The sequence below is a fragment of the Micromonospora sp. NBC_00421 genome (assembly GCF_036017915.1).
Lineage (GTDB): Bacteria > Actinomycetota > Actinomycetes > Mycobacteriales > Micromonosporaceae > Micromonospora.
On record NZ_CP107929.1, the window covers coordinates 6861951 to 6878226 of the forward strand.

11 protein-coding genes are annotated in these 16276 nt (G+C 74.7%); 10 read left to right on the forward strand and 1 reads right to left on the reverse strand.

Going from position 1 to position 16276, the window contains the following annotated elements; genetic code table 11:
- Nucleotides 1–27 precede the first annotated feature (27 nt).
- From OHQ87_RS29640 to OHQ87_RS29670, 7 genes are all read left to right on the forward strand, one after another.
- A complete protein-coding gene (locus OHQ87_RS29640; RefSeq protein ID WP_328343224.1) occupies nucleotides 28–8676 on the forward strand; it encodes a WXG100-like domain-containing protein in 8649 nt (2882 codons plus the stop codon).
- Between the two features lie 3 nt (nucleotides 8677–8679).
- The gene (locus OHQ87_RS29645; RefSeq protein ID WP_328343225.1) at nucleotides 8680–9459 is read left to right on the forward strand and encodes a hypothetical protein; all 780 of its coding nucleotides are present in this window, start codon (nucleotides 8680–8682) and stop codon (nucleotides 9457–9459) included.
- A 337-nt stretch (nucleotides 9460–9796) separates the two neighbouring features.
- Nucleotides 9797–9934, forward strand: a complete 138-nt coding sequence (locus OHQ87_RS29650) for a hypothetical protein (RefSeq protein ID WP_328343226.1) — start codon at nucleotides 9797–9799, stop codon at nucleotides 9932–9934.
- A gap of 290 nt (nucleotides 9935–10224) precedes the next feature.
- Nucleotides 10225–10887 carry a hypothetical protein gene (locus OHQ87_RS29655; protein WP_328343227.1) on the forward strand — a complete coding sequence of 221 codons (663 nt, stop codon included), beginning with the start codon at nucleotides 10225–10227 and terminating at the stop codon, nucleotides 10885–10887.
- Nucleotides 10888–10997: 110 nt separating this feature from the next.
- On the forward strand, nucleotides 10998–11228 hold the full coding sequence (locus tag OHQ87_RS29660; RefSeq protein WP_328343229.1) for a hypothetical protein: 231 nt from the start codon (nucleotides 10998–11000) through the stop codon (nucleotides 11226–11228).
- Complete coding sequence (locus OHQ87_RS29665; protein ID WP_328343230.1) at nucleotides 11225–11785, forward strand: hypothetical protein; 561 nt, start codon at nucleotides 11225–11227, stop codon at nucleotides 11783–11785. Before OHQ87_RS29660 ends, OHQ87_RS29665 begins: the two co-directional genes overlap by 4 nt.
- Nucleotides 11782–12330, forward strand: coding sequence for a hypothetical protein (locus OHQ87_RS29670; RefSeq protein ID WP_328343232.1), 549 nt, complete (start codon nucleotides 11782–11784; stop codon nucleotides 12328–12330). The genes OHQ87_RS29665 and OHQ87_RS29670 overlap by 4 nt, the downstream gene beginning before the upstream one ends.
- A gap of 20 nt (nucleotides 12331–12350) precedes the next feature.
- On the opposite strand, the gene OHQ87_RS29675 is transcribed toward OHQ87_RS29670, so the two are convergent.
- A complete protein-coding gene (locus tag OHQ87_RS29675) occupies nucleotides 12351–12806 on the reverse strand; it encodes a hypothetical protein (RefSeq protein WP_328343234.1) in 456 nt (151 codons plus the stop codon).
- 129 nt (nucleotides 12807–12935) lie between these two features.
- On the opposite strand from OHQ87_RS29675, the gene OHQ87_RS29680 reads away from it, so the two are divergent.
- From OHQ87_RS29680 to OHQ87_RS29690, 3 genes are all read left to right on the forward strand, one after another.
- Complete coding sequence (locus tag OHQ87_RS29680) at nucleotides 12936–13946, forward strand: SseB family protein (RefSeq protein ID WP_328343236.1); 1011 nt, start codon at nucleotides 12936–12938, stop codon at nucleotides 13944–13946.
- Nucleotides 13943–14923 carry an SMI1/KNR4 family protein gene (locus OHQ87_RS29685; RefSeq protein WP_328343238.1) on the forward strand — a complete coding sequence of 327 codons (981 nt, stop codon included), beginning with the start codon at nucleotides 13943–13945 and terminating at the stop codon, nucleotides 14921–14923. The genes OHQ87_RS29680 and OHQ87_RS29685 overlap by 4 nt, the downstream gene beginning before the upstream one ends.
- A 71-nt stretch (nucleotides 14924–14994) precedes the next feature.
- The gene (locus OHQ87_RS29690) at nucleotides 14995–16224 is read left to right on the forward strand and encodes a S8 family serine peptidase (RefSeq protein ID WP_328343240.1); all 1230 of its coding nucleotides are present in this window, start codon (nucleotides 14995–14997) and stop codon (nucleotides 16222–16224) included.
- Nucleotides 16225–16276 lie beyond the last annotated feature (52 nt).

Genomic DNA, 16276 nt, shown 5'->3' on the forward strand with positions numbered 1-16276 from the left:
TGACAGCGGTGTCGGGGAGGGCTCCGCGTGAGCGAGAGTGACCACGCCCTCGCCGAGATCCTGGAGTGGTTCTCCGACCTCGAAGCCGCCATCCCCGGCGTCCGGTCCACCGTCGGTGAGATCCTCATCGGCAAGATCCCCGAGTCGGACGTCGACGCCGTCTACGAGCTCTCCGACGCCTGGGGCACCGCCGCGCAGGAACTCGCCTCCTTCTACGAGGAGGCCGTGCACGCCGCCGACGGCATCATGGAGAACTGGCTCGGCGACGGGGCCGCCGAGGCGTTCACCCGGGAGTGGCTGTCCTACCTGGAGTCGCTCGCCGGCACGGTGGACACGCTCGCCTCCATGGAGGAGGCGGTGCATAGCTTCGGCCTCCAGATCGAGCTGATGAAGTTCATGGCCCTGATCGGCCTGATCATGCTCGCCGTCTCGCTGTTCATGCTGGTCGCCGCCGCCATACCGTCGCTCGGCCTGTCCACCGCCGGTATCCCGGGGGCGTTCGCCGCCTGCCGGGCCGCGATCGGCGCCGCCGCCACCAACGCGGTACGGGCGATCGGCAGCATCTCCGTCCGCGCGGCCCTCGCCGAGGTGACCGCGCTGCTGACCCGTACGCTGCCGACGCTGGTGCGTACCCAGCTGCCGAATCTGGTCCGTACCCAGGTGCCCCGGCTGGTCACCACCCAGTTGCCGCGCTTCGCGCGTACCCAGGTCCCTGCCTTCGTCCGGCAGACCCTGCCGACGTTGACCCGGCAGGGCGCCGGCAACCTGGCCCGGGGCGTACTGCCGCGTAACGTCGTCGCCCGGTCGGTCGCCGACCGGATGGCCGGTCAGTGGCTGCGCGGCGTCACCAACCGGGAGCTGCTGCGCCAGCTCGGCCGGGAGGCCGGGCTGGAGTCCCGGCGGCTGGCCGGGCGGAGCCTGCTCGCCGCCCGCAACCAGCTCGCCCGGGAGATCGAGGAACAGCTGCTGCGTCAGTTCGGTGCCCGGGTCGGCACCGACCTCGCCGCCCGGGGCGGGGTACGGCTCGCCGGTACCGAGGCGTTCGAGCAGCTCAGCCGGGCCACCCTGAGCCAGTACGCGACCCGAGAGATCGCCACCACCACCTTCGGCCGGGAGCTGACGAAGTACCTGGGCCAGCGGGTGGCGTTCGGCGCGGCCTTCATGGGCGGTGGTGACCTGCTGGGTCAGCTGTACCAGATCGCCGGCGGTGAGCGGGCCGGCCTCGACCTCGGCCAGCTCGGCATCTCCACCGCACAGGGCGGGCTCTTCGGTGCGTCGATGTTCGGCGGCGTCCCCGGCCACGTCATCGGCGGTGGGCTCGCCGGCGGGCTGGTGACCGGCGCGACGGACGCCGCGCAGGGCCGGTTCGACCTGCAGAACATGCTGCACGGCGTGGCGGAGGGCGCCAAGGCCGGCGCCATCTTCGGCGCGCAGAACAAACTGGAGACGGTCCGGGTCGGCGGGATGGACCTGCGGATCGGCCGGGACGTGATGGTGCTCCCCGAGGGGATGGCCGCCGTCGACCGGGCCGACGGGCTGCGGGTCACCTACAGCGAGCGCGGCGCGGTCTGGGAACACGTCGACGCGAGCGGCCAGCGGGTGGACGGCGGCGCGATCGCCGCCGACGGCAGTGTGCTCGCCCGCGACCGGGTCCGGTCGCCCGACCCCACCGTGGTCGCCGGCGACGTGACCGCTCCCGGTGGTCCGCGTACCACCCACCCGCCGGTGGCCGCGCTGCCCCCGGCCGACCTTCCGCAGCGCACCCACCTGATGGGTGGTGCGGGCGGTGGGGACGGTGGCGGTGGTCCGCGCCAGCCCGCCCACCCGACGCCGGTACGCACCCCGGAGGCGGGGGTGCGCACCGCCGGGCCGGTCCGCCACGGTCCCGGCGACGGGCCACCGCCGGTGCACACCCGTGCCGAGCCGCCGGTGCCCGTGCGGGACGACGCCCCGCCGACCGGTGCCACCAGGACCGATCCGGCGGCCCCGCACCCCGACGGCGGGCGGGTGATCCGGGGCGGGGTTGTCGCCGAGCGGACCGACCCGGCCGGACCCTCCGCACCCGACGCCGACCGTGCACCGAGCGGTCCGGTCACCCGGGCGGACGGGCCCGGCCGGCCCGAGCCGCCCCGCCCGGACGACGGCCCCGTTCCCGACCGTACGACCGAGGACCGGACCGCGCCGGATGACCGGGACGCCCAGACCGGTGCGTCGATCCGCCCCCGCGACGAGGTGCGGGCCTGGGACTGGGCGGAACGGGCGTACGACCGGTTCCGGGCCGACGACCACGATCTGCCGGACATCGCGGGGCACCTCGCGGACACCCCACGCCCCAGCGGTGCGGTCGGCTTCTCACCAGGCGAGGTGCGGCAGGTCAAACGACACCTGATGGCGGACGAGCACCTGCTCGACGACTACGAGGGCGGACACCGTCGGGCGCGCTTCGACGCCAACCCGGACATCGCCGAGGCGTGGATCCGGCTCCGTGAGGGCCGACACCTGCCCGAGGATCTCGTCCTGCTCGAACACGAGCTGACCGAGGCGAACTACCTGCTCGTACATCCGGACGCCACCTACCGGGAAGCGCACGACGCGGCTAATGCCCGGTACAACTGGGAGAGCATCCGGCCGGGACGGGCCGGTGAGGACCTGGACGCGTCGTGGAGCAAGAGGAGTGCGGATGGCGATCCTGCTGGACTTCGAACTGGTCCGGGAAGACAGACAGGAGGTGGAATACACCTTCGGGTACCCGACGATGGACCGGCGGCTGGTCATCCAGAAGGCCACCGGCCAGGGGAGACCGACGGACGGCCGGGAGGACGGGAACTACGCGGCGGTGTTGGTGAAGATCCTGCGGTTCCACCGCAGCGAGGCGCGCTGGCCCCGGAAGGGCAGCTACGCGGCGTAGCGCCCGGCGACGGGCACGTCCCGTTCAAGCTGGTCCCGGTCGAGTCCCGGCCGATCGGTCCGTCGGTCCCGCTGCCCGAGACGGTGCGGTCCACGTTCGACGGGCACGTCGGCGAGCTGCTGGCCGGGCGGGGACCCGGACCGGTCGACCAGCCGCACCGGGCGAGCTGGGACGAGTCGTCCCGGCTGCTCACCGTGGCCTACCCGGACGGGCTCCACGTCCAGGTGGCGCTCCAGGTCAACTCCGCCCTGCCACCCGGGCAACCCGTGGTGCTGCGCCCCGGGCTGACGGTCGAGCACGGGCAGTGGGTGCAGCGCGAGCCGGCCGGTGTCGTGCTACCGGACCACCTGCCGACCGATCCGTCCGCGCGTACGGCCTTCGTCGACCGGCAACTCGGCGACGCGTGGCGCACCCTGCACCGGGAGATTCACCAGGTGCTCGACCGTCCCGACGAACCGACTCCTGGCGTACCGGAAGCCGGGCGCGACACCACGACGACGCCGGACGGCCCGACGCGGCCTGAGCCTGCGCGGCCTGAGCCTGCGCGGCCTGAGCCTGCGCGGACGGTGGGGGAGCCGTCGCTGGCGGCGCTGGAGGCACCGGCGCGGCCCGACCCGCCGGTGCTCGACGCCGACGCGATCAGCTTCCGCGACGCCACCGCCCCGGCCCCGGCACCGCCCCGGCCGCTCACCCCGGACACTGTGCGCGGCCTGCTCGCCGACGGCGCGGCCGTCCCCGATCAGGTCCGGGCCTGGGCCCGCGACCAGCTTGCGGTACGGCAGGAGGACGGCTCGTACCTGCCGCACCGCCAGGTGGAGATCGACGCCGCGGTGGCCCGGTTGCGCGCGGAGACGACGACGCTGGTCGCGCAGCGGGTACCGGCCGACCCGAACGCCGCCCCGCCCGCCGCCGCCCCGCCCGCCGCCGCCCCGCCCGCCGACGCACGGCCCGCCGACGCCTACCCACGGGCCGCCGACGAGTTGCCGCTCAGCCAGGAGCTCGCACCCAGCAGCAACTTTCCCGCGCACCGGGCCAGGACCGGCGCGGAGTTGCCCGGGCAGGTGCACGAGCTGGTGCAGAAGGCGAAGGAGAACCTGCTCGGCCGGGAGCAGTCGGGGCGGTCGCTGCCCGCGCTCCGTGACCAGCCGGCCGTCCCGTCCCGTCCCCGCGCCGACGCGGCTGCACCGCCGCTCGCCGAGTGGGGGCCATCGCGCGACGGCGGACAGCCGGTCCGGCCGGAGCCCGAGCGTCGAGCCGGTGTGCTGGGTCGGGCCCTGCGCCGGGTCACCGGCTTCCTCGGCGGGGCCGACGCCGCCCCCGCCGCCCCAGAAGGCGGAACGACGCCCCGGCCGGCTGTCCCGGAGCGGGCTCCGGAGCACTCCGGCCGGACACCGGCACCGACGACGCCCGGCTGGCCTGTCCCGGAGCCGCACCAGCCGGCATGGACGTCGGGCACGGAACGCGTTGCGGCGGATCCAGCCACCCCGGACGCACGGACCCTGCTCAAGCTGACCGAGCGGCGCTGCATCGTCGACGAGCTGCGGGCCGCCACCGACCCGATCGACCAGGTCCGGCTCCGCGACGAACTCAACCGGCTCGACACCGACCTCGCCCAGCGTGGCTACCCCGTGCACGAGCTGGAGCGGGTACCGGAGGCGGACGGGGCGGCCCCGGCCGACCGGCGGGAGCAGACCCGCCAGGACGAGATCTGGTCCGACCCGCCGTGGCGGCAGGAGGACCGGCGGCCCTCGCTCGACGAGCTGATCCCCACCACCCGGGAGGAGGCCGGGGCCCGGGGCGAGGCGGTCCGCCGCGAGTTCGCCGACCAGCTGGACGGGCGCGAGTTCGCCGGGCTGCGGATCCGGGTGGACCTGACGGACCCGTACAGCGTCAGCGTGCACCGCAACGAGGTGGTCGTCCGGGCGACCGTGCACGACCCGGACGGCGTGCCCGTCGGCCGGGTGGTGCGGTCCTTCCAACGCGACCACGACGGCAGCCTCTTCGTCGAACACGTCTCGCTGAAGCTCAGCGAACGGGTCCAGGGTCAGGGCTTCGCCCGGGAGTGGAACGGCCACCTCACCGAGTGGTACCGGTACTCCGGCGTGGAGCGGATCGAGGTGCACGCCGCGTCCACCATCGGCGGGTACGCGTGGGCCCGCGACGGCTTCGACTGGGCACCGAACACCGAACACCGGGCTGACGGGGTGCTCGACCGGCTCCGGGGCGAACTCTGCGAGGTGGACGTCGACATCGAGCTGGCCCGCCGCTCGACCGCCGGCGACGGCCTCGTGGCCGTCGACCGGCTCCGGGAACGTTACGGCACCACCGACCCGGACCAGGTGCTGCGGGAGGCGAACCGGCAGCGGGAGGCGGGGCGGGAGATCCTGGACCGGGCCCGCACGCACTCCTTCGGCAGCACCCGGTACCCGACGCCGTTCGAGATCAGCCAGGCCGGCTGGGGCGACCACCACCAGGGGAGGGACGCCTCCTGGATCGGCAAGCGGGCCCTGCTCGGCGCGGACTGGAAGGGCGTCAAGCGGATCAGCGACACCGGCCCGCTGCACCCCCGGTCGGCGTACACCGTGGGGCTGCCCCGGGTGCCCGACCCGTCGGCGATCCACAGCCTGCTCAGCGGGGGCGGCCCTCCGCCGGTCACCGCCGCCCGGGTGCCCGACGCCGAGTTCCACGGGTACGGCCGGGAAGTGCCCGAGCCGGAACTGGCCGGGCAGCTCGGTGCCGACGCCCTGCGCCAGGTGGTGGACCGGTTGCCGGCCGACAGCACGCTGCGTGGCGTACGGCTGGAGCTGACCGCCGTCCCGGCGGACGCCCTGCCCGACGGCGCGGTGGCCCGGTCGGTGCCGATCGACGCGCACGGCCGGGACCTGCCGCACGGCACCGTCCCGCCGGACGGGGGCGGTTGGCGGGTCGAGCTGTCCGACCGGGCCACCGACGTCAACGTGGCCCGGGCTGTCGCCCACGAGGCAGCCGAGCTGGAGGCGATCGGGCAGCGGGCGGCCGGCGGGCTGGACCCGTTCACGCCGGACGCCCTCACCCCGGGGGTGCTGGCCGACGACGCCGGGCTCAGCCCGCACGACCTGGGCCGGCTGGCCGAGGTGGAGGTGCTGACCGACCTGCTACGCGACCCGGTGCAGGCGGCGTACGCCCGGACCGAGCTGCGGGCCCTGCGCGACCATCTCGGCCTGCACCCGGACGATCCCGGCGCGGCGGCCCGGCTGCCGTTGCTCGACGGGCGGCTCAGCGACGCCGGCCGGGACGCGCTGCTGGGTCGGGCGGGCCCGTCGGGCGAGCCGGCCCGTCCACCCGCCGACGGCGAGCCGGGGCACGCCCGCGACGAGGGGCCACCCGGCCGCAAGTCCGCTGACGCCGGCCTGCCGGGACGGGCCCGGGACGACGGGACAGCCCTGGTCGGGCGGGACGGCGACGGGCTGAGCGCGGTGCGTCCGGACGCGGTCGACCCGGCGGCACCGATGCGCGCCGACCTGGCGGCGGCGACCTATCCGGCCCGGGTCAGTCGGGTGCCGTTCGAGTTCGAGCGGTTCCTGCACGACCCCCGCTGGTCCGACGGCGCGACCCGCTTCGAGCAGCGGCTGGGGGCGCACTACTTCCGCGACCCGGAGGTGCTGGACACGGTCCGGACGGCGCTGACCCGGATGCGGGACATCCTGGTCGAGCTGATCGATCCGCTGCACCCCGGGGAGACCCGTGCCGAGGTGGTCGCCCGGGTGGAGAGCGCCTTCTTCCGGGACGACGAGCCGGCCAGCGCCGGCCAGGTCGGCACCTCGGTCAGCTTCGACCGGCTGCTCGCCGAGGGCAATCTCCGCGAGACGATGACTGCCTTCTACAACGCCGCCTACTGCAACTGGAAGAACCCGCACACCCTGTCCCATGTGCTGCTGTCGGTGCTGGACGAGGGGCGGTGGGAGCAGGCGCAGGGCGCGGGCGTCGACGTCGGTGCCGTCCGTCGGATGGGGGGCCTGCTCGACGGTACGGTGAACCGGCTGATGCCGGACGCCCTGCGGGACAGGCTGAAGTTCGGCCGGGACTTCTTCGCCACCGGCAACGTGGCGAGGAGTTCGGCGCACGGCATCCGGGACCTGACCGAGATGACGGCGAGCCAGTCCCCCCGCAGGCCCCGCTCGGATGAGGAACAGTTGGCACTGGCCAACACCCCCGACCACTACGCCCGGCTGGGGACTCCGCTCGGTCGGCTCGAACGGGCCTATGTCGACCAGCTGAACAGGGAGAAGACCGGCGATCCGCTCGGCGACCACGGCCTGCTGCCGTGGCGTGAGGGGGTCACCGCGCACGACACCGACCACGGGCCGTGGGCCCGCTGGGTGGGCCGGGACGGCTTCCCGGTCATCGACGGTGTCTCCGGCACCACCGCCCGGATGCTCACCGCCGCGCGGTTCGTGGGGCTCGACGGCCCGCGGGCCGAGCGGTTCCTGAGCGGCCTGATGGGCTGGATGCTGCCGGCCCGGGACCACTCCCTCTTCGAGATCCTGCGCGGAGCGGAGATCGCCGGCATCCAGCGGGTGGAACTGCGCCCGTCCGACGGCCGTTTCACAGCGGTGGACCTCTACCGCAGTCTGCCCGACGTCGACCTGCCCACGCTGCGGGCCGAGGTGGCGGTCGACGGGCTCTTCCCCCACGAGGCCCGCTACCTGGACCATGCCGTCGACCCGCACGGCTTCTCGGAGACCCAGCACAAGGTCCCGGCGATCGCGGACCGGCTGTGGCCCCAACTTGCCAGCGGTCAGGTGCGTGACGCCGACCTCGCCGACTGGCTGCGGCGCAACGGCATCGACCCGGCCGACACCGCCGCCGTGCGGGGCCTCGGTCAGCGGCTGTCGAAGCCGCACGTGATGGCGTTGGCCGTCTACACCCGACACAGCCACTACCTGATCAACAACGTGATCCGCGCACACCTGTTCACCGGCGCCGCCGGGGAGGTGCCGAGCAGGGCACTCTTTGACCGCAAGGTGCGTGAACTGGTGGCCGGCTACCTGGGGAACCTGGCGGCTGGCTCCAAGGCGTTGCCCCTGCCGCTGATGCTCCGCTCGGTGGTGCACGTCGGCGACGGGCATCTGACGGCCCGGTCCGAGTTGGCCGGCCCGGCCCGGGACTGGGTGGACGCCCACCGCCGGGTGGTCGACGCCCAGCGCCGGATCGACGAACATCACCGGTTGGGGCAGCGGCACGACGAACGGCAGGCACGCGCCGACAAGCAGCGTGCCAAACGGGACGCCGCGACGTCGTGGAAGCAGATCCGGCGAGGGCTCGACGCTGTCTTGCCTCGACTCTTCGACGAGGTGGTATGGCACGCCGACATGGTCCACGACGCGATGATGCAACTGCCTGCCGTCGGCCGGCCGGACCGTCCGCTGATCGCGTTCCGAGGGGACTGGATCACCCCGATCTACTCGCCCATCTACGGGAGTTCCTGGCATCCCACCGGTATGGCGCGGGAGTTCCTCAGCGTCAGCCGGCGGCTCGATGTCGCGGTACGGTTCATGTCCGAGAATCCGGCGTCGGGCGGTAAGGTGCTGGTCGTCTACCGGTTGAGCGGCCAACAGGCCAGGGACATCGCGGTCTTCTCCTCGTTCGCCACGGACGAGGAGGCGGTCTTCCCGCCTCGCTCCCGGGTGCGCCGGACGTCGGACCCGCAGCTGGCCGCGCAGATCCGGGCCCAGCTTCCAGCCGAGTTCCAGGACAACTGCGAGATCATCGTGATGGAAGAGGACTGACCGGTGACGGACGAGAACGGGTGGAACGAGGCGGATCAGCTCTTCGCTGACGTGCACCGAATGCTGCTGCGCCTCGCCGGGCGGATGCCCGACGAGATGGTCAGCCGGTTCCGCGAACTGCTCGGCAATGGTGACCTGAGATACCTGCCGGACGCCGTGTCCGTGGCGACGGTGGAACTTGCCGTCCCGCTGATCCCGGCGGACCGGGAGTTGCTGGCCCGGATACTGGTGGTTCTTGACGTGCCCGGTGGCGAGCCGCAGCTCTACTCGGAGGTGCCGGTCTCGGCCGATCCGCCGTCACCCGTCGCTTTCCGCTTCCTGCCTGCGTCGCCGGACGTCGTCGCCGAGGCGGGAGGCCGGTTGCCGCCTCGGCTCGACCTCACCGGCGGTGACCCTGACGATCTCACCGACCTGCCGCCGGAGTTGAGCCACCTCCGCGACCTAGCCGACCGGCTCACCGACTCGTCCGACGACGGGGTGGTGGTGACGCTCACCACGGAGCCGGGCGTGCGGAGCATCTGGCGGACCTGGCGTACCGGGCCTTCCCCGGATGCCGCCGTGCGCCGGGTGTATCTCGTGGAGGCGGCGCCCGGTGCACCGGCCTGGGATCTCGCGTACGAGGGCCAGGGCTCACTGGCTGACGACGGCGAGTCCGCTCCACAGGTGGAGGTGTACTGGCTGGGGGACGTACTGCCGTCCTATCATCGGGCCGCGCTGGACGGAGCCGCGTTGCTCTGGCACCGGCCGCCGCCCGGAGCCAGCGCGGCGACCGCCGAGGGCTGAAGCTCCGGTGACCGTGGCCCACTCCGGGCCGTTCGATGTGCCCGGCGGGTGACTGACAGCCGGAGCGAGCGCGTTCTGGTTGACGTGCCATCGCCCGGGGGCGACAGTTCGCCGGTGTACAGCGCGAGTCTGAGGAAACTGGAGCAGCTACCCCGCCCGGTGCGGTCTGACTACCTACGGATCGCGGAGCGGACGATCGCGGAGGTCTCCACCCGCTGGTCGTCGGTACTGTCGGTGCCGGTGCTCTGGCTGACCCTCGGCGCTGACGGCGCCGACGTCCGGGTGGAGCGAGTCGACATCGACGAACACGCCGGACGGGCACGTCCACCTGCGCGCCGTGCACCGCGACGATCCCCGGGCGTTCGCGGACACCTTCGCCGTCCGCCGCCGGCCGTTGCGGCGGAGACGGTTCGTACCCGAGGTGTACGAGCAGCTGGCGCAGGCCCGGCGGACGTACCCCGGCGCGTCTGACTGAGGCCCCTGACCAGGCAGGTGGGTGCGGCCGGCTTCGTTCGCCGACGGGCGGCAGGGGTAGGTCCTCCCCCACAGGAGGTGACCGGCGATCCGGACAGCCCGGCGTCGGGGTCGCGTCGGGCAGCGGGCACCCGGCTGCCGCTGCGCTGAACGACGATCAGCGGCGGCGGGGCGGTGGCGATGACCACCGACCCTGATCCGGGGTACGGCCGGGCGGTGCGCGGCACGGCGGCCAGGTGCCTGGCTGTGGCAGGATGACGTGCGCCGACGGCCGTGACGGGGAGGTTGCTGGTGGACACGGAGCGGACGACCGAGGCGCTCCAGCGGTATGTGCTGGACCCCGGTGAACCCGTCGAGCAGGTGTGGACCGGCCCGGCGTCGGTCACCGTGCGGACCGCCCGCTTCCGCTATCTGGCCCGGCCGGCGCAGTGGGCGGTCGCCGACGAGGAGTGGGTGGCCGAGGCGGTCCGGGTGCTGGCGGCGCGGCAACCGATCTTCGTGTCCCACGGCCTGGTCTTCACCGGCTCGGGCGAGACGCTGCATCTCAACCGGCCCGAGGTGATGGCCGACCTCGGTCGCCGGGTGGGTGCCGGGCTGCCTCCGCTGGCGTACGCGGAGCTGCTCGGTGAGCTGTACTCGGCGTGGGAGATCGACGGCCCGGTGGTGCGCCCCTTCTCGGCGACCGAGGGCACCCGCGCCGGCTGGCTGGTCTGCGACGCCGACCACTTCACCGACGTGCTGTCGGTGCCGGACGCCCCGGCGGTCACGCCGCCGACGTTCGAGCGGGCCGCCGACGGGGACTGGACGTTGCGGTTCTTCTCGCACAACTGTTACCCGCTGGAGATCCGATCCGCTGTGGACGTCCACCGGTGGACGGTGACGGGTGGGCCGGGTCGGGCGGCGAGCTGGGACCGGGAGGCCGTCGCCGCGCGGGTGGCGCGTCCACTGCCGTGACGCGTCGGCCGGCGGAGGCCGCGTACCGGCCTGGAGGACCGTCCCCGGTCGACGGCCCGGCGGGCAGCTCGCCCGTCAACGACCGGGCCCGGGCACACGGAGGTGACGTGATGGCGATGAACACCGATCCGGAGCGGCAGCGTCGGCTGCGGGAGTTGGCCGAGCTGCACGCCCGGTGGCAGTCCGAGCACCGGGTGGACGATGCGGAGTTCACCCCCGAGGGCGCCGACTCGGCCAACCGGCGGTCACCGTCGCCGCAGGCGCAGCGGGAGTACCTGCGCCGAGCCCGGGAGATCATGGGCCTCGACCCGGACACCGGCCACTACCGGGGGACGGAATGACGCTGCTGCCGGCCGCCCGCACCGGGGACGAGGCCGACCTCTACCTGGAGCTGCACCCGTGCCCCCGGTGCGGGGCGATGGAGGCCACCTGGCGGGGGACGGCGACGACGCAGGGGACCCGACCGGTGTACCGGTACTCCGGTCGGTGCGCCGACTGTCACGAGCCGCGCGAGTTCGTCTTCGCCCTGCCCGACGGGCGGACGGCACCCGCCGAAGCCGGCCCGCACCCGACCACCAGGTTCGGCGGCCCGCAGCCTTCGGCCCTGCTCGACCCCGGTGAGTGGCTGCTCGTCGCCGACTGGTGCGCGGAGGCGTCCGAGGTGGCCGAGCGGCAGGGCGACGACGCCGAGGCGGCGGAGCTGCGTTGGACCGCCGTGGCGGCCCTGGAGGAGGTCCGCAAGTTCCTCCCGACCGACGGCGACGCGGTGCCGGAGTCGGCGTTCTGGTCGACCCGGGGGCGGACGGTCCACCAACGGGAGCCGGGGCGGTTCCGTCGCCGCCGCATCGAGGTCGTCCGGGACTTCCACCTGGACCACATGCCGTGGAGCCCGTCGTGACGCCGCTGGCCGCCCGCTCCACCCACGAGGCCCACCTCTACATGGACCTGCAACCGTGCGGCTGCGGGCAGGGGCGTTTCCCGCGCGCCTCGACGGTACTCACCCTGCCCGACGGGGAGCTGGCCCGCCGGTACGCCGGCCCGTGCGAGGGGTGCGGCGCGACCCGGGAGTTCCTGTTCCGGCTGCCCGCCGGGCCCGTCGAGGTCGAGCAGGGCTTCCGGTACGGCGGTACGGAGCCGTCCCTGCTGATCGACGCGGGGGAGTGGCTGTGGGTGGCCGAGAACCACGCCCGGGGGGTGCCGGCCGGGGCGGAGGGCCTGCCGGAGGGCGACCGGCGACGCTGCCGGGTACGGCTGACGGCAGCCGTCGCCGCGCTGGACGAGGTGGTGAAGTTCGTGCCCCCCGGTGGTGCCCGGGTGCCGTTCACCGCCGTCTGGACGGCGCTGGGCCGCTCGGTCTACCAGCGTGAACCGGGCCGGTTCCGGGTCGCCCGGCTGGCGGCGGTGCGGTCCGCGTACGCCGGGGCGCTGCGTCGCCTCGACTGAGCCGGCGCGTTCGGGCCGGGTCAGCCGACGGTGCCGGTCGGCGCAGCCGGCGGGGTGGCCGACAGGTTCGCGTCGCACTGGGGCGCGGCGCTTGTCTGTTTGGCGACGGTCCGGCCGTTGACGAGGATCCGGCAGTGCACCTGCGGAGCGCCGTTGCGGTATGCCAGCGACTCGTCGACCCCGGGCCGGACCTCCGGTGCCGCCATCACCCACACGTCCTTGACGTCCGGGTAGCTGACGGTCACCATGTGCGCCCAGGCCCAGGTCGGGCTCTTGGCCCGCTGACCCTCCAGCGCGGTGTGCCCCCAGGTGACCGAGAGGCCGAATGGCCCGCCCCCACCGCCGACCACCTCGACGGTGAACGAGACGATCTGCTCCACCGGCTCCGGTTCCGGCTCCGACTCCAGCGCGGACGTGTCGGGGGAGCAGCCGGCCAGGGTCGCGGCCAACGCGGTGATCGCGACGGCGCGTCGCATGGATCCTCCTCAGGGGACGTTGGCGGACGGCGACCGGCCCGCAGCCTAGCGTGCGTCGCCGACGGGTCCCGTCCGTCGGCATGGGATCGTTAGGCTCAGGGCCGGCACCGGGCAGGGAGGAGACCCGTCGTGGACGAGTCGTGGCAGCCGGCCAACGACATCGAGCGGGCGCTGCTGCGTGCGGTGCGTGACGACGACCGCACGGAGTTCTTCCGCCTCCTCACCCGGGCCGAGCTGTACCTGCCGCAGCTACGCGACGACGACGGCGGCAGTCAGCGCTTCGTCACCATGGACCTCTTCGGACGCCCCTTCCTGCCGGTCTTCACCTCGGTGGCGACGATGGCCCCCCGGGTCGCCGGGGTGGCCGACGCGTACACCGTGACCGGGTACGACGAGCTGTGTGAGCGGTGGCCGGTCGCCGACTGGCGGCTGGCGGTGAACCCGGGCACCCCGCTGGACGCGTACCTGCCGGTGGCGGCGGTGCGGGCGGCGGCGGACGGCGAGCTGACCGTACCCGCCGGGGTGGAGCTGCTCACCGAACTGGCCGAGGCGGCTGCCGACGACGAGATCGCCCGCTCCGAGGCGATCGGCGGGGAGGACGACCCGGCCGCCGGGTTCGCCGCCGCGATGGGCCGGGCCGCCGCCGCCCCGGCCGGTGAGCCGGACACCGCCGAGCTGTTGCGTGACGCGGCCGAGCGGGGCGACTCCACCGGGTACCTGGACGCGCTGCTCGACGCGCTGGTGGTGCTCCCCACCGCCCGCCCGGTGGACGACCCGGCCCGGCTGGTCGACCCGGACTTCCCGTGGCGGTCGGTGGGGCCGCCGGAGGTGCCGGCGGTCGAGGTGTTCACCTCCCCGGAGCGGCTGGCCCGCGCCTATCCGGACGGCACGCCGAGCCTGTGGGCGACGCTGGTGTCCCTGCTGACGGTCTGGCCGCGGGGGCACGCGCTGGCCGTCGACCCGGACTCGCCGGCTGGAATCACCCTCCCCGCCGAGCAGGTCCCGCAGCTCCTGCTCTGGCCGGCCCCCGACGAGGCCACCACCGGCCCGACGGCCACCACCGGCCCGACGGCCACCACCGGCCACCCGACTACCGACGGCCGGGATACCGGGGTCGGGCGGGACGGGCGGGCCCGGTGAGCGGGGCCGGGTTGATCCCCGGGGCCCGGTACGCCTTCGGCGTGGTGCACCCGGTCGCGCCGATGCTGCGGGTCCGCTACCGCCAGGGCGTGCCGGTCGACCCGTACGGCTTTCCCGACTGGACCCCGTACGCCCGGGCCGTGGTCGAGCTGCCGCCGCTGCCGCCGGGCATCGGGGTGGACGCCGCCCGGGTGCTGGCCGTCCTCACCGCCAACCTGGCCGTGGCCGACCCGGCCGACCCGGACGCGACGGGGCGTACCCCGGCGGGTTGGACCTGGGCGCACCTGGCGCGGACCCGGCGGGTCGCGCTGGTCCCTGCGGAGCTGCATGCGGCGCTGCGGCACCTGGGCGGGGTGAGCACCGGCGACGCCGACCCTCGGCGGCGCGGGCTGCCGGTGGACACCGCCGAGCCGCCGCCGCTGTGCTTCGCCGAACGGCTCGCCCCGGACGCTGTGGCCCGCATCGAGCAGCGGCTCGGCTTCGGGCTACCGGCCGGCTACCGGGACTTCCTGGCCCGCACCAACGGCGGGTGGCCGGGCTGGCCGGCCGTGCACCCGCGCTTCGGGTTCGTGGTCGACCAGCCGCTGTTCGGCGCGGTCCGGGCCGACTGGATGCAGGACCTGTGCCACGCCAACGCCTGGTTCACCGACCGGCTCACCACCGACTGGCTGGCCGTCGGGCACGTGCAGGGCGGGCTGCTCGCCGTGCGGGTGGCCGGCGGCGACGAGGGCTCGGTCTGGTACTGGGACGACGACGACCCCCGGGCGCGGGACGACGACACCGCCACCGACATCTGCGGCCGGCTGCTGCACCGCTGCGCCGACAACTTCGGCGTGTTCTGGCACGCCCTGCGGGCGGTACCCGGGTCGCTGCGCGACCTGGCCGTGGAGGCGGTGGCCGGGGGCCGGGTCGTCCGGGTCGACGACGAGCGGACCGGGTCGGCGCTGCCGGCAGCCCGCCGGCGGCGGGCAGCATGAGGCCGGAGGAGCACATGACGGGGTACGGGTCGGACCGGCAGCGGTCGCGGACCACGGAGGTGCGGGGCCGGATGACGACCGGTGGGGTCGTGGTCGCGCTCGCCGCCACCGTCCTGCTCGGGCCGGTGTCGCCCGCGACGGCGGCGCCCGACTGCGCGCCGCCCGGTGGACGGGTCACCGCGCCGTCCTGGGCCCAGCAGGTGCTCGCCCCGGAACAGGTGTGGCCGTTCACCCAGGGGTCGGGGGTCACCGTCGCGGTGCTCGGTTCCGGGGTGGACGGTGACCATCCCCAGTTGCGGGGCCGGGTCGAGACCGGCTTCGACGCGGTCCGGGGCAACGGCCGCGCCGACACCGACTGCACAGGTCAGGGCACCCGGGTGGCCGGGCTGATCGTCGCCCGGCAGACCGGCCCGTCCCCGTTCGCGGGGCTCGCGCCGAGCGCCCGGGTGCTGCCCGTACGGGTGGTCGACGACCGGGCGTTCGGTGACACCCCGGCCGACCCGGGTGCGCTCGCCCGGGGCATCGACTGGGCGGTCGACCGGGGTGCCCGGGTGGTCGCGGTCACCGTCGCCGCCGACCGGGACACCGGGACGTTGCGGGCCTCGGTCCGGCGGGCCGTCGACCGGGGCGTGCTGGTGGTGGCCGCCAGCGGTGACCGGGCCGGTGACGGCAACCCGGTCTCCTATCCGGCCGGCTACCCGGAGGTGCTCGCCGTCGGGGCGATCGGCCCGGACGGGCGGCGCTGGTCGAAGTCGCAGTACGGGCCTTACCTGGACCTGGTCGCGCCTGGCGTCGCCGTCACCACCACCCAGCGCGGTGGCGGGCTGGTCGAGGCCGCCGACGGCACCGCCCTGGCGTGCGGGCTCGTCGCCGGTACGGTCGCGCTCACTCTCGCCAAACGGGCCGGTACACCGCGCAGCGAACTGGTCCGGCTGCTGACCGTGACGGCGGTCCCCGGCGCGGACCACGCCGAGTACGGACACGGCACGGTCAACCCGTACGGGGCGGTCAACGACCAGCTGCTGCCGCAGGCCCGACCGGTCCCGCCGCCCCGGTTCCGGCCGGCCGTCGACCGGCCCGATCCGGCGGTACGGGAGAGCCGGCGGATCGCGCTGGCCGGCTCGGTGCTCGCCCTCGGCACCGTACTCGTGGTCTGTGTCGTCGCGGTGACCCTGCCGAGGGTGCGGCGTCGCCGGTGGCGGGCGGCCGTCGCGCCGGCACCCGCCCGGTCGGTGGAGCCGACCGAACCGGGCCCCCCGGTGCAGCTCTTCGACGAACCCACGCCCGGCCCCGGCCGCTGACCCGACGTCCGGCCGGACCGGTCGGCACCGCCGGGTCGGTGGGACGGGTCGA